14 protein-coding genes and 1 riboswitch are annotated in these 13,010 nt (G+C 58.8%); of the genes, 5 read left to right on the forward strand and 9 right to left on the reverse strand.

Annotated features, from left to right (window positions below):
- Positions 1–5: 5 nt before the first annotated feature.
- Together xsc and pdxR are read right to left on the reverse strand one after the other, a co-directional pair.
- The gene (gene xsc / locus AC2FJW_RS14235) at positions 6–1,784 is read right to left on the reverse strand and encodes a sulfoacetaldehyde acetyltransferase (RefSeq protein WP_142637005.1); all 1,779 of its coding nucleotides are present in this window, start codon (positions 1,782–1,784) and stop codon (positions 6–8) included.
- Between the two features lie 126 nt (positions 1,785–1,910).
- Positions 1,911–3,371, reverse strand: a complete 1,461-nt coding sequence (gene pdxR / locus AC2FJW_RS14240; protein ID WP_282021956.1) for a MocR-like pyridoxine biosynthesis transcription factor PdxR — start codon at positions 3,369–3,371, stop codon at positions 1,911–1,913.
- Positions 3,372–3,506: 135 nt separating this feature from the next.
- Between pdxR and AC2FJW_RS14245 the strand changes: the two genes are divergently transcribed.
- Positions 3,507–3,815, forward strand: coding sequence for an ArsR/SmtB family transcription factor (locus tag AC2FJW_RS14245; protein WP_142637001.1), 309 nt, complete (start codon positions 3,507–3,509; stop codon positions 3,813–3,815).
- Positions 3,808–4,839 carry a permease gene (locus AC2FJW_RS14250; RefSeq protein WP_496697656.1) on the forward strand — a complete coding sequence of 344 codons (1,032 nt, stop codon included), beginning with the start codon at positions 3,808–3,810 and terminating at the stop codon, positions 4,837–4,839. The genes AC2FJW_RS14245 and AC2FJW_RS14250 overlap by 8 nt, the downstream gene beginning before the upstream one ends.
- A gap of 42 nt (positions 4,840–4,881) precedes the next feature.
- Here AC2FJW_RS14250 and AC2FJW_RS14255 read toward each other — a convergent pair whose 3' ends face one another.
- Both AC2FJW_RS14255 and AC2FJW_RS14260 read right to left on the reverse strand, forming a co-directional pair.
- The gene (locus AC2FJW_RS14255) at positions 4,882–5,271 is read right to left on the reverse strand and encodes a hypothetical protein (RefSeq protein ID WP_496697657.1); all 390 of its coding nucleotides are present in this window, start codon (positions 5,269–5,271) and stop codon (positions 4,882–4,884) included.
- Positions 5,272–5,322: 51 nt separating this feature from the next.
- A complete protein-coding gene (locus tag AC2FJW_RS14260; protein WP_142636995.1) occupies positions 5,323–6,081 on the reverse strand; it encodes a DUF1013 domain-containing protein in 759 nt (252 codons plus the stop codon).
- Positions 6,082–6,211: 130 nt separating this feature from the next.
- Between AC2FJW_RS14260 and AC2FJW_RS14265 the strand changes: the two genes are divergently transcribed.
- Complete coding sequence (locus AC2FJW_RS14265) at positions 6,212–6,841, forward strand: ribonuclease T2 family protein (RefSeq protein WP_496750439.1); 630 nt, start codon at positions 6,212–6,214, stop codon at positions 6,839–6,841.
- A 141-nt stretch (positions 6,842–6,982) separates the two neighbouring features.
- Here the strand turns inward: AC2FJW_RS14265 and AC2FJW_RS14270 are convergent, their stop codons facing one another.
- From AC2FJW_RS14270 to AC2FJW_RS14285, 4 genes are all read right to left on the reverse strand, one after another.
- Positions 6,983–7,348: a thermonuclease family protein gene (locus AC2FJW_RS14270; RefSeq protein WP_281995398.1), complete on the reverse strand. Its 366-nt coding sequence runs from the start codon at positions 7,346–7,348 to the stop codon at positions 6,983–6,985.
- A gap of 295 nt (positions 7,349–7,643) precedes the next feature.
- Positions 7,644–8,237: a recombination mediator RecR gene (gene recR / locus AC2FJW_RS14275; RefSeq protein ID WP_142636989.1), complete on the reverse strand. Its 594-nt coding sequence runs from the start codon at positions 8,235–8,237 to the stop codon at positions 7,644–7,646.
- Between the two features lie 64 nt (positions 8,238–8,301).
- On the reverse strand, positions 8,302–8,646 hold the full coding sequence (locus tag AC2FJW_RS14280) for a YbaB/EbfC family nucleoid-associated protein (protein WP_142636987.1): 345 nt from the start codon (positions 8,644–8,646) through the stop codon (positions 8,302–8,304).
- Between the two features lie 235 nt (positions 8,647–8,881).
- Positions 8,882–10,633 carry a DNA polymerase III subunit gamma/tau gene (locus AC2FJW_RS14285; RefSeq protein ID WP_496697659.1) on the reverse strand — a complete coding sequence of 584 codons (1,752 nt, stop codon included), beginning with the start codon at positions 10,631–10,633 and terminating at the stop codon, positions 8,882–8,884.
- Positions 10,634–10,789: 156 nt separating this feature from the next.
- Between AC2FJW_RS14285 and AC2FJW_RS14290 the strand changes: the two genes are divergently transcribed.
- Positions 10,790–11,290 (forward strand): protein-tyrosine phosphatase family protein, encoded by a 501-nt coding sequence (locus AC2FJW_RS14290; protein ID WP_496697660.1) that lies wholly within the window; start codon positions 10,790–10,792, stop codon positions 11,288–11,290.
- A gap of 1 nt (position 11,291) precedes the next feature.
- Here AC2FJW_RS14290 and AC2FJW_RS14295 read toward each other — a convergent pair whose 3' ends face one another.
- A complete protein-coding gene (locus AC2FJW_RS14295; protein WP_496697661.1) occupies positions 11,292–11,696 on the reverse strand; it encodes a hypothetical protein in 405 nt (134 codons plus the stop codon).
- Between the two features lie 83 nt (positions 11,697–11,779).
- A riboswitch (cobalamin riboswitch) is annotated at positions 11,780–11,999 on the reverse strand.
- Between the two features lie 139 nt (positions 12,000–12,138).
- Between AC2FJW_RS14295 and AC2FJW_RS14300 the strand changes: the two genes are divergently transcribed.
- Entirely contained in the window at positions 12,139–12,996 is an 858-nt protein-coding gene (locus tag AC2FJW_RS14300; protein WP_496697663.1) for an alpha/beta hydrolase family protein, read from the forward strand.
- Positions 12,997–13,010: the final 14 nt, after the last annotated feature.

Raw genomic sequence — 13,010 nt, forward strand, 5'->3', positions numbered from 1 at the left:
GCGGATTATACCCCGGCCTGCGGTTCCATGTCGTCATTGCTGATGCCTGCCACCGCGACCGGTTTCTTCATTGCGTCCCGACGGAAGGGCTCGCCCAGTTCCTGGTTGATCATGGCTTCGATCAGCGTGGTGATCCCATTCTTCTGATCCTCAATGGCCTGATTCAGGGCTGCAGTCAGCTCATCCTGTGTGCGGGCCACGACACCTTTCAGGCCACAGGCCTGAGCGATACCGGCATAGGACACTTTGGTGTCCAGTTCGGTTCCGACAAAGTTGTCGTCGAACCACAGGGTCGAGTTGCGCTTTTCAGCACCCCACTGATAGTTGCGGAAAACAATCTGGGTGACTGCGGGCCATTCATCGCGGCCGATTGCGGTCAGTTCGGTTACAGCAATACCAAAGGCGCCATCACCCGAGAATCCAACGACAGGCACATCCGGGCAACCGATCTTGGCACCCATGACAGATGGCAATCCGTATCCACAGGGGCCGAACAGCCCGGGGGCCAGATATTTGCGGCCCGCTTCAAAGGATGGGTAGGCGTTGCCGATGGCACAGTTATTGCCGATGTCGGACGAGATGATCGCCTCTTTCGGCAGGGCTGCCTGAATGGCGCGCCACGCCATGCGCGGGCTCATCCAGTCGGGCTTGGCTGCACGGGCGCGTTCGTTCCAGGTTGTGCCCGGATCGTCCTGCTCGTGGTCCATCGAAGTCAATTCCTGCGCCCAGCGTGACTTGGTTTCCGCGATTTTCGCTTTGCGTGCATCGCGTCCTTCGTCACCTGCGGTGTCTGACAGCTGTGCCAGGATATTGGTTGCAACGGTGGCTGCGTCGCCAACAATACCGACAGATACCTTCTTGGTCAGGCCAATGCGGTCGGGGTTAATGTCAACCTGAATGATCTTTGCATTCGCCGGCCAGTATTCCATACCATAGCCAGGAAGAGTCGAGAACGGGTTCAGGCGAGTGCCGAGACACAGAACCACGTCTGCTTCTTTTATCAGCTCCATACCGGCTTTCGAGCCATTGTAACCCAACGGGCCAGCAAACAGCGGGTGCGAGCCCGGGAAGGCGTCATTGTGCTGGTAGCCAACACAAACCGGGGCGTCCAGACGCTCGGCCAGTGCTTTCGAGGCTTCGATGCCGCCCGCAGACAGAACCGTGCCCGCTCCGTTCAGGATGACAGGGTTCTTGGCATCCGACAGCAGCGCGGCGGCTTCGGTAACGGCTGATGCGCCGCCAGAAGGCAGTTCAAATTCAACTACGGCAGGCAGTTCGATATCCACAACCTGAGTGAAGAAATCACGTGGAACATTGATCTGTGCCGGTGCCGAGGCGCGCTTGGCTTTGGTGATAACGCGACTCAGAACTTCGGCCATCCGCGAAGGGTCGCGTACTTCTTCCTGGTAGCAGACGCAGTCTGCAAACATGCGCATCTGTTCCATCTCCTGGAAACCGCCCTGACCCATGGTCTTGTTTGCGGCCTGCGGGGTTACCAGCAGCAGCGGGGTGTGGTTCCAGTAGGCGGTTTTGACGGCAGTAACAAAGTTGGTGATCCCGGGTCCGTTCTGCGCGATCATCATCGACATTTTGCCGGTGGCGCGTGTGTACCCGTCAGCCATCATCCCACCCGAGCCTTCGTGTGCGCAATCCCAGAAGGTAATGCCAGCTTTTCCAAAAATATCCGAGATCGGCATCATCGCCGAACCGATGATCCCAAACGCATGCTCGATCCCGTGCATCTGCAGAACTTTAACAAAGGCCTCTTCGGTGGTCATTTTCATCTGATTTGTCTCCGCGGATTTGTGGATGAAGCCGGACGATCAGCCCAGCCTTTGGGTACGGTTGTGGCCCAAGGGACGGAATGGCGTTAGGTCCAAAACGAAATGCGGATTAGGTCCAGACGCGGGCTACTGCGTTTGGATGGCATCCGCGATCAGCTTCACGCCCGGAGCGATGCGGTCGGGCGCGATGGATGAGTATCCGAGCCGGTAGAAGTTCTGTGGCCTATCCGGCCCTGCGAAAAACGGTGCACCAGGCTCGATGTGAACGCTTTGGTTTTGCAGGCTGCGCGCCAGCTGGGACATGTCGACATGTTCGGGAGCGGACATCCACATCGAAGATCCGCCCATCACACCGCGCCCCGCCACCGACAGCCCGTATTCGTCGATAGCCTTGTCCATTGCATCCCGCCGCTTGGACAGCTCTTTGGACATGCGCCTGATCTGAGCATCGTAATGTCCCAGAGACAGAAAATACGCTGCAGTGCGCTGAATGTGGCCCGGCGGGTGGCGCAGCACCAAAGAGCGCAGCGCGCGCGCCTCGCGGATAAATGGCTCGGATCCAACCATGTAACCAAGGCGCAATCCAGGGAACAGCGATTTTGAGAAGCTGCCCACATAGATGACACGTCCATCCCGGTCCATGGACTTCAGCGCGGGTGAGGGCGCCCCGAGAAACGCCATTTCGAATTCATAGTCATCCTCGACCACCATTGCGTCCAGATCCCGGGCACGATCCAAAAGTTGGCGGCGGCGGGTGATCGGCATTGTTGCGGTTGTCGGGCTCTGATGGCTGGGCGTGGTGAAGATGACATCCGTTTCATCGGGCAGCGCCTCGGGTGGCAGGCCATCCTTGTCCACGCCAATGGGTACGACTGCGCAGTCCCAATGGTTCAACAGGCTGCGCAGCGCATAGTAACAGGGGTCTTCGATGACGGCGGTGTGATTGTGAGTCAGCAGAATGCGCGACGCCAGCCAAAGTGCGTTCTGCGCCCCCAGTGTGATCAATATTTCTTCGGGGCGTGCCGAGATTCCACGGCGGGGCAGAGTGTGGCGGGCGATGAACTCGATCAGCAACGGATCGTCCTGATCGACATAGTCGCGGGTCAGCGATTCGAAATCCTTGTGCCCCAATGCCCGCACTGCACATAGCCGCCAGTTGGCATGATCGAACAGGGTTCGGTCCGCCTGACCATAGATAAAAGGATAGGTATAGTCCCGCCAATTCCAGGGCTTGGGCAACACATCCGAATCTACAAACCGGCGGGCCAGCGCCTTGTCCCAATCCACGGTCTCAGTGCCCCGTTGGATGGGCGTGTATTTAGGCGGTACTGGCGCATTTTCCGACACATAATACCCAGATCGGCCCCGGGCCGTCAGGTAGTCATTGGCCAACAGCTCGGTATAAGCCAATGTCACGGTGATCCGGCTGACACCCAGATGCGAGGCCAGTTTACGCGACGAGGGCAGTTTTTCTCCGACATGGAAACGGCCTGACAGGATACCTTCTGCAATCATTTGCTGAATCTGGGCCTGCAAGGTGCCTTGCCCATTCAGCTCTAGAAAGAACGTATCTACTGAAATCCCCATAAGACCTTATAGAGTGGCCTTATTGATTGAGCAATCTGGACTTACGTCCTTTTCACGAATTCTGATCAGAATTTGTTGACGGCGCCTTTCCATATCTCTATATAACTAGAAATCTAGTTTATTGGAGTTGTGGATATGTGGGAAACCGCTGCAGCAGGATTTTCGGCGATGGGGTCAGAGGCGCGACTGAAAGTCCTCAAGACACTCGTTCGCGCCGGAGAGGCCGGGCTGACCGTAGGTGAGATCCAAGAGAGGACCGGCATCGCCCCGTCGACGCTGGCCCATCACCTCCGGTTTCTTGCGGCCGGTGACGTTGTCGAACAGGAAAAGATCGGGCGCACCACGATCAACCGTGCCCGGTATGACCATCTCAGAAACCTCGCGCAGTTCATTCTGTCGGAATGTTGTGCGGACGAAACTGGAAAGGCGGCAAACGATGGCTGACCTTACTCAGAGCCCTCGGGCCCCGTTCAAAACCGTCTTCGACCTGATCAAAACCCCATGGGCGGTGATTGTCGCCATTCTGATCGCGGTGGCGATACTCGACCCAGGCAATCTAACGGAGGTGATAACATTTGCCGGTAAGGCACTGGCCCATACCGGCCAATATATTCTGTTTGCTGTGCTGCTGTTGTCATACCTCAAGGCCACCGGTGCCGAAGTCATGGTGGCCCGAGCCTTTGAAGGCCGCGAGACGCGGATGATCCTTTTGGCTGCCCTGTTTGGCGGGTTGGCCCCATTCTGTTCCTGCGAGGTCATCCCGTTCATTGCTGGTTTACTGGCGCTTGGGGCGCCACTGTCTGCGGTTATGGCGTTCTGGCTCAGCTCTCCGCTGATCGACCCGCCGACGCTATTGATTACGGCTGGCGCATTGGGATGGCCCTTTGCTATCGGAAAAGCCGTAGCCGCAGTGGCACTTGGCCTGTTTGGCGGATTCGTCGTGCGCACCATGACGCGCAGCGGTGTGTTGACCCAACCTTTGCGGAACTACCAACCAACTGGATGCGGCAGTTGTGGACCTAAGCAAGAGGACAAACCGGTCTGGAAATTCTGGCATGACCCTGCGCGCCGGAATAGATTTCGTAGCGAGTTCTTTCGAAACGGCCTGTTCTTGTTGAAATGGCTGGCGCTTGCCTATGTTCTCGAGGCGTTGCTGATCAATTATGTACCCGCTGATCTGATCGCACGCGCGGTCGGAGGAGACGGCGTGTTGCCCATAATCATCGCAGCACTTGTTGGGATGCCGGCCTATCTGAACTCATACGTCGCGCCGCCGCTATTGGCAGGTCTGATGGAGCAGGGGATGAGCGCCGGGGCAGCAATGTCCTTTATGATCGCGGGTGCGGTCAGCTCGATCCCGGCCATGGCTGCGGTATGGTCGCTGGTCAGGCCGAAAGTGTTTGCGACCTATCTGGGTCTGGGAATAATCGGCGCAGTGATCGCAGGGATCATCTTTCAGATGATCTGAAGGAAAAACCGCCCGGTGTGGACACCGGGCGGTTTTGCTTTGTCAGCTTGCTTCGCAATAACGCGGAAGTTTGAAGCGATACCTTGGTTCGCCACTTTCCACATAGACCCGCTTTTCGACACAGGCGCTTTGGCCGACGGTCTGGGAAATCGGGGCCTCGGTCGAAGTGATCGACGTCGCGGACCCGTCGGGTAAACGTACCGAGGCAATCACCCCGTTCTTGAGGTCGCCGTTGATAGCGGTGGCGGACAGAACCGGGACGGTCATGAAGGCTTCGTGTTCATGCGTGCCGTCGTCGTTCAGCAACAGCAGGGCTGCGGCAACCGCGATAACGCCTAGGACACCGAACACGAGCAGGCCCCAGGTTCTTAGGAAGGCATAGATTGTCACGGCGCGGTGTGGGCCAAAAATGGCAGACAGTATGTTCAGCATCAGAGTCTCGTCAAAAAAGCCCCGGCCAGTCTGACCGGGGCTGTCTGCGTATCAGAAACGCGGATCGCTTTCGTCTTCATCCTCGGCCTCGCCTTTGGGCAAGTTGAAGAAACTGTCGGCGTCGATGATCGGCTCTTCTTTCTCCTCGGGGGAGTCATCAGACAACGAGAAGGTCTCGAGACCCTCGATCGCCGTTGGAATTTTGGGCGCTGCGTCCATTTCCAGCGACTGCTCGGTCGAAACCAGCTTGCGGCGCTCATCATCGCTCATGACGCCACCTTCAGCGGCTTTCTTGGCGGCGGCTTTTTGCACGATTGCGTCCAGCTCGGACTGTTTACACAAGCCCAGAGCGACGGGGTCAATCGGTTGCATGTTCGAGATGTTCCAGTGCGTCCGCTCGCGGATCGACTGGATGGTCGGCTTGGTGGTGCCGACCAGCTTGGCAATCTGACCGTCGCTGAGTTCGGGGTGGAACTTGACCAGCCACAGAATCGAGTTCGGACGGTCCTGACGCTTGGACAGCGGGGTATAGCGCGGGCCACGACGTTTTTCCTCGCCACTGGCAGCGGGGTTGAACTTGAGCTTCAGCTTGTGCAGTGGGTTGCCCTGCGCCACGTCAATCTCTTCCTGCGTAAGCTGGTTGTTGGCGATCGGGTCGAACCCTTTGACGCCAGCGGCCACGTCGCCATCGGCGATGCCCTGCACTTCCAACTCGTGCATTCCTACGAAATCCGCGATCTGCTTGAAGCTGATCGTTGTGTTGTCTACTAGCCATACGGCTGTTGCCTTGGCCATAAGCGGTTTTGCCATCAGCCCGTCTCCTATGCATACATCTTTCCCGTCGCCGGAATTCGGCGGCCCCGTGATCTTGGGGCAGGTTTCCGTTGTCGGGGAACTTGGGCTGTATATAGTCGCGGCAGGGCAAGAAGGGAAGAGGCGAATGCGCTGGCTGGTTCTATGGGTTTTTAGTGCAATGACGGCGCTGGCCGAGGGTGAAAAACCGGGTGAGTTCGACTACTACGTCCTGGCGCTGAGCTGGTCGCCGAACTGGTGCGCGCGCGAAGGCGACGCGCGTGGGTCCGCTCAATGCGATGTGCGGCATGATCACGGCTGGATTCTACACGGGCTTTGGCCGCAATTCCATCAGGGCTGGCCATCTTATTGCCGCACGGCCGAGGCCTCGCCGACGCGGACTATGACCGGTGAAATGGAAGATATTCAGGGCAGTTCCGGCCTTGCCTGGCATCAATGGAAGAAGCACGGCACCTGCTCGGGCCTAAGCGCTTCGGACTATTACACCTTGTCGCGGCAGGCCTATGGGTCGGTCGAGCGCCCAAAGGTGTTCCGCCAGTTGGACACATCTGTAAAACTGCCCGCATCTGTCGTGGAAGAAGCGTTTCTAAAGGTCAATCCGGGGCTGGAGCGCGACATGATCACCGTCACCTGCAAACAAGGCTATATCGAAGAGGTACGCCTTTGCCTGTCGCGCGATCTTGAACAGGTGCCGTGTGGTCGGGATGTGATCAAGGACTGCGCGGCCAAGGACGCGCTTTTTGATCCGATTCGTTAGGGTTTGCGGTAAAGGCGAGATGGTGGGTAATCGCAACTTCTACGTTGTTGCCACCGCATCCTGTTCAATAGCCAGATCGTGCCGAGGCTAAGGCCTACCTTGCTATTCCAAAGTCCTCAGGGCCACTGCGATACCATAAAGCTAGTCGGAATTGCGTTTCGGTTTTACTTCGGAATGGAACGCGCGCATGTTTCCCTTTTGGCGTGCGGCTGCCCGCCAGAGTTTCTTTCGCGCATCGCCCGGCTCTAGATGCGCGTATTCACCGCCGGAAAACTTGGGCCAGTCCAGAGCCAGTCCAAGTTTAACCAATTCTGCGGCGACATCAGTACCATCTGGAAGCGTGCACTTGGCGACGATCCGATCGTAGGAAACCTCTTCTTTGATTTCGGCTGTGATCACCATGCCTTTGCACATCTTGATCAGCGCAAACTTGGATTTCTTGCCCCAGGGATGCTCAAGCTCGGGCGCATCGATTCCGGCAACCCTGATCTTGGTGCCGCTTATCACGATCGTGTCGCCGTCGATTACGTGGCACTTGCCTTTGAGAGTCCGTGTGGTTGGATAAGCCGAGGGCGGCTGCTTTGACGGAACCGGTCGTGCTCTGGTGATCGCCGGTCTTTTAGTTGGCTGGAAGGGCACCACCCTGGATCGTTTGCGCGATGATCCGAACAGGGTCCTCAATATATAACTCAACATATGAAAAACGCATTCTAAATCTGCTTAATCGATGCGTAGAATGTTAGGCTGGATACAGTATTTGTGTAAACTTGATATTTGAATTCGACCAAGTGTCGAAGCTCAACTACAACTCCTTCCGCGCCCTCAGCGCCGCCGTAATCGTCCCGTCATCCAGGTAGTCCAACTCGCCGCCAATCGGCACGCCCTGCGCCAGCGAGGTCAGGCGCACCTGCCCGTCCAGTTGATCGGCTATATAGTGCGCGGTGGTCTGGCCATCGACAGTGGCGTTCAGCGCCAGAATGACTTCGGTGATCCCCTCGGCTGTGACCCGATCCTTGAGGCGAGGAATGCGCAGCTCATCCGGGCCGACTCCATCTAATGCCGACAAGGTGCCACCCAGAACATGATAGCGGCCTTTGAAAACTGCGGCGCGTTCCATCGCCCAAAGGTCGGCGACGTCTTCGACGACGCACAGCTCTCCGGTCGCGCGGACTTCGCTATCGCAGATGTCGCAGATATCCGAGGTGCCTACATTGCCGCAATTCAGGCACTCACGGGCAGTGATGGCAACCTGTTGCATTGCGTCCGCAAGCGGTGTCAGCAGAAGGGCGCGTTTGCGGATCAAATGCAGCACTGCGCGACGGGCCGAACGTGGGCCGAGGCCTGGCAGTTTGGCCATCAGGTCGATCAGATTGTCGATATCGCTGTTCGAACTCACTGCGCTTGCTCCTGCATAAGGGCCGGGCAGTTGGGCCCGGCCGGTATTTCGTCAGGAGTGCCTATCAGAACGGCAGCTTGATGTCTGCGGGCAGGCCCATACCTTCGGTCAGCTTAGCCATCTCAGCCTGCGACCGTTCTGCGGCCTTGGCCTGAGCATCTTTGACGGCGGCCAGGATCAGATCTTCGACCACTTCCTTGTCGTCGCCGTTAAAGATTGACGGGTCGATATCGAGACCTTTCAGCTCTCCCTTGGCCGTGGCTGTTGCCTTGACCAGCCCTGCACCGGATTCGCCGACAACCATGATGGTATTCAGCTCTTCCTGCATATCCGTCATCTTGGTCTGTAGATCCTGTGCGGATTTCATCATCTTGGCCATGTCACCCAGGCCGCCGAGTCCTTTGAGCATCGGTATTCTCCTAATATCCGGTTTGACGCCTAAATACGGGCGCGCTCGGCGCGGCACAAGGGCCGAGCTGGCTCCCGCCCGTCGTCAAGGCCTTTGGCAAGACCTTTCCTCTCGTTGGGCCCGGCAGCGCGGGCAAGCCCGCGCTGCCGGGCCCAAGGCCGCTCAGGGGTATCGGCGTCAGCCGATGGCCCGTGGCGGGCGCGGGAGGTTTCCAGTTGGGTAAGATGGGACGATTTCAGTCTTCCTCGAACGGGTCCCATTCGTCTTCGACCTCGGGCAACGCCTCGGTTTCCACCTTGGCGGCACGTTCTTCCGGTGTTTCAATCCGCTTGATGCGAGCCTTCGGAAATTGCATGAGCACCGCCTGAACCAACGGGTGTTTCTCAGCCTCTGCTTTCAACGCCAGCTCGGCGGCGTCTCGAATCTCGGCGATGGTCGCAACCTCACCATCGGCCACAATCGACACAGCCCAGCGGTTGCCAGTCCATCGTTGCAGCGACGAACCCAGTCTCGCTGCCAGATCTGTGGGTGCGTTCTGTGTCGGGGTGAACTCGATCCGCCCCGGTTGGTAAGAAACCAGCCGCACCCCGTTTTCGACCTCGACCAGGAGTTTCACATCCCGATTGGTGCGGATCAATTCAACCACGTGGTCAAAACTCGGATACCGTGCCAGCGCCGATTGGATATCATGGGCCAGAGCGGCCGAAGGTGCGCCGGCGGGGCTGCTAGTTGCGGACACGTAAGAAGATGATGCCGCTTGTACCGGAGCCTGAGAGGGCACGGCCATACCACCGCCAGGACCGCCATTCGGAGGCGGTGGCGGGTTGTCCTGCAGGCGCTTGATCAGCTCTTCGGGGCTGGGCAAGTCGGCAACATGGGTCAGGCGGATAACGGCCATTTCAGCAGCCATCATGGCATTTGGCGCGGCCGATACCTCTTCCAGCGCTTTCAGCAACATCTGCCACATCCGGGTCAAAACGCGCATTGGCAGGGCCTCGGCCATTTGCTGACCACGAGCACGTTCATCAGGGGAAACCGTCGGGTCCTCGGCTGCGTCTGGCGTGATCTTCACAACCGAAACCCAGTGCGTGATTTCGGCCAGATCGCGCAGCACGGATAGCGGATCGGCCCCTTCGGCATATTGCCCGCCCAATTCAGTCAGCGCGTTTGCTGCATCCCCTCGCAGGATCATTTCCATCAAGTCCAATACCCGGCCCCGGTCGGCCAGACCCAGCATCGCGCGCACCTGATCGGCGCTGGTTTCACCGGCCCCATGGCTGATTGCCTGATCCAGCAGCGAAGTTGCGTCGCGCGCCGACCCTTCGGCCGCGCGGGTGATCAGCGCCAGGGCATCATCCGCGATCTGTGCCTTCTCAGCCGCTGCGATCTTATTGAGCAGGCCAATCATGTCCTCGGGTTCGATCCGGCGCAGGTCAAATCGTTGGCACCGCGACAGAACAGTCACCGGGACTTTGCGGATTTCGGTCGTGGCAAAGATGAACTTCACATGCGCAGGAGGTTCTTCCAACGTCTTGAGCAGCGCGTTGAACGCGCTGGTCGAAAGCATGTGAACCTCGTCGATGATGTAGATCTTATAGCGCGCACTGGCGGCGCGGTATCGGACCGAGTCGATGATTTCGCGGATATCATTCACGCCGGTTCGGCTGGCGGCGTCCATTTCCATCACGTCGACATGGCGACCTTCCATGATGGCGACGCAATGTTCGCACTGGCCGCAAGGCTCGGTCGTGGGCTTGCCTTGCCCATCAGGACCGATGCAGTTCATGCCCTTGGCGATGATCCGTGCCGTGGTCGTCTTACCGGTGCCGCGGATGCCAGTCATGATGAAGGCTTGTGCAATCCGGTCGGCCTCGAACGCGTTTTTCAGCGTGCGCACCATTGCGTTCTGACCGACGAGGTCAGCAAAAGTTTCCGGGCGGTATTTCCGCGCGAGAACCTGATAGGCGGGGCTGGGCGTGTCGGTCATGTCTGCTCTGTTGGATTCGTGTCAGGTTTGCAGCGTAGAGACCCCCGCCGTCCGCGTCCACCGCGCGCGAAAAGGAATTTCGTTTTGGCAAGTTGCATCAGAGCCGGTAAATCATGAGGGGCTTTAGCCCCATGTGGTGATGCAGGTAAAGGAGCTGTGTTGGAGAGTTTTGCAATTCACCCTCTTGGATTGGGCAAAGGGCAGATCGCTCTGTGCCCACTGCCGGGTGTCACGGGCGATTATGCTGGGGATTTCGCAGTAATCCGGGATTGGGCGCCGGACCTGGTCATCTCGATGACGACCTCGGATGAGTTCCAGCACTCCGGCGCGCGTTCAATCGAGGAGGACCTGCAGCGCGAACGGATTGCCTGGGTCCACCTTCCGGTCTCCGATTTCGGCGCCCCCACGCCTGAGGTTGAGGCGCTTTGGCCGCAAGCCAGCGCCGCCGCCCAACATGTCCTTGCCAGTGGCGGCAAGGTGCTGGTGCATTGCCGCGGTGGGTGCGGACGCTCGGGGATGGTTGTGATGCGGCTAATGGTGGAATGCGGCGAAGCGCCTGGCCAAGCGCTTCGGCGGTTGCGTGCGGTGCGGCCCTGCGCGGTGGAAACCGACGCGCAAAAGGACTGGGCGGGGTTGCCGGCCCGAACCCTTCCCTGAATCAGGCAGACACTTGATACGGAATACTGTCGCTGCGCGGCGGCAGGGTCGATACGTCGAGCATCGCACAGGGTGGTTCTGACAGAAAACCAGCGGATTTCTGGATGAACTCCGGCCCGAACATCATGTCGCCATAGGCGTCCAGCTTTTCTGTCGGCGTGTCCGTGCTGGTGCCGCAATAGACCCTGATCTGTTCTGACTGGGCCCGAAAGCGGGCCGTGCAGCCTTCGGTGCAATGGGTCAGATCGCTGGTGCCTTCGACCTCGAATGTTTTGGATGTCGCAGGCCTTGCCGTCGCCATCGCCTCGGCCATGGCGCGTGCCATTCGGGCAAGGGCGGGGCAGGGTTTCCCGGTCCTCTGACAGATGGTTGCGGTGAATTCGTGTGTTTTTGTCTTCCAGATCATAATGCGCCCTCCGCGCGCAGGACGAAGGGTGAGGATCAGGTGTGACAGCGCGCTGACGACCTGCCCGGACACCCCGCCCGAGTTTCGGTTTCGATACGATGGCAGGTCTCCTGACTTGCGGGTCGTCGCTTTGCCGACCTTCCCAGCCCTGGGGCCAGTGGTATTTCGGCATTGCTCACCGCTTACAGTTGCGGGGGCAGTCGCGGAGTTGGCCCTTTCCGGCATCGCCGGGGCAGACCGCACCGTGTTCCCTTTTCATCCCGCCCCAATTCCGGGGCAAGAACCATCACCACATCGCTAGCGGCTATGCAGACCCCGAGTCAAGCCACCTGTTGGGGTGCAAACCGGACGTTTGGTCATCTTGATGAAATCTTGACTCTGGTGGCCGAAATCGGGCCGATTGTTGAGTGAACCGAGTAGTTCAGAATTTGTCGGAAGCGCCATGCTTGATACCACGCCCTGCGTCCAGACTAAGGACTTTGATTTTGCCTCAGGCTCTGCCAGCCTGTCGGCGCGGCTGTATCTGCCTGAAACCGAGCCGAAGGTCGCCGTGGTGATTCACAGCGCAACTGCAGTGCCGCGCGAATATTACCAGCATTTTGCCCGTTGGCTGGCCGCCGAACAGGGTATTGCCTGTCTGACCTATGACTACAGCGATTTCGGGCATTCACTGCGCGACAAACTCAAAACCTCCGAGGTGACCATGGCGGATTGGGCCTTGGTCGACATGCCCGCCGCACGGGCTGAGATGCGCAGGCGGTTCCCGGACGCTTTGCAGTGGAGCATCGGTCATTCCCTTGGCGGCTTGCTGGGGCCGGTGCAGCCAGACATTGATCAGATCGACCGGATGATCTGTGTATGTTCGGGGCTGGTTACTCTGTCCGACCATCCCTGGCCCTATCGCGGGCTGGCGTGGTTGTTCTGGCACGGCCACGGGCGTCTGGCAGTGAATGCACTGGGGTATCTGCCGGGCAAAGCTGTGGGGATCGGTGCCGATTTGCCGGGCCCGGTCTATTGGCAATGGCGCAGCTGGTGCACGGCGCCGCAGAATTATGTGCCGCAGATCGGTGACGCTCTGCCCGAAGCGAGATGGGCGCAATCGAATACACCGGTGGACCTGTTCGCCTTCGAGGACGACCAGATGGTGCCGCCAGACGCAGTCTGGCGGCTTGCCGATCTGTATGGGCCGAAGGCGCGGCGACATCTGTTGTCTCCGAATGAATTCGGAGCGCCTGAGATCGGTCATATTGGCGCTTTTGCCCGCAGAAACCGGGCGGTTTGGCCCCGGTTGATTGCCTGAAAACGAGGCGCCTT

The sequence above is a fragment of the Ruegeria sp. CDSA020 genome, from assembly GCF_059612345.1.

What these genes read in the sequence shown, in the direction of transcription:
- xsc (WP_142637005.1), bottom strand. Translation starts at nt 1,784, where the DNA reads ATGAAAATGACCACCGAAGAGGCCTTTGTTAAAGTTCTGCAGATGCAC.
- pdxR (WP_282021956.1), bottom strand. Translation starts at nt 3,371, where the DNA reads ATGGGGATTTCAGTAGATACGTTCTTTCTAGAGCTGAATGGGCAAGGC.
- AC2FJW_RS14245 (WP_142637001.1), top strand. Translation starts at nt 3,507, where the DNA reads ATGTGGGAAACCGCTGCAGCAGGATTTTCGGCGATGGGGTCAGAGGCG.
- AC2FJW_RS14250 (WP_496697656.1), top strand. Translation starts at nt 3,808, where the DNA reads ATGGCTGACCTTACTCAGAGCCCTCGGGCCCCGTTCAAAACCGTCTTC.
- AC2FJW_RS14255 (WP_496697657.1), bottom strand. Translation starts at nt 5,271, where the DNA reads ATGCTGAACATACTGTCTGCCATTTTTGGCCCACACCGCGCCGTGACA.
- AC2FJW_RS14260 (WP_142636995.1), bottom strand. Translation starts at nt 6,081, where the DNA reads ATGGCAAAACCGCTTATGGCCAAGGCAACAGCCGTATGGCTAGTAGAC.
- AC2FJW_RS14265 (WP_496750439.1), top strand. Translation starts at nt 6,212, where the DNA reads ATGCGCTGGCTGGTTCTATGGGTTTTTAGTGCAATGACGGCGCTGGCC.
- AC2FJW_RS14280 (WP_142636987.1), bottom strand. Translation starts at nt 8,646, where the DNA reads ATGCTCAAAGGACTCGGCGGCCTGGGTGACATGGCCAAGATGATGAAA.
- AC2FJW_RS14285 (WP_496697659.1), bottom strand. Translation starts at nt 10,633, where the DNA reads ATGACCGACACGCCCAGCCCCGCCTATCAGGTTCTCGCGCGGAAATAC.
- AC2FJW_RS14295 (WP_496697661.1), bottom strand. Translation starts at nt 11,696, where the DNA reads ATGATCTGGAAGACAAAAACACACGAATTCACCGCAACCATCTGTCAG.
- AC2FJW_RS14300 (WP_496697663.1), top strand. Translation starts at nt 12,139, where the DNA reads ATGCTTGATACCACGCCCTGCGTCCAGACTAAGGACTTTGATTTTGCC.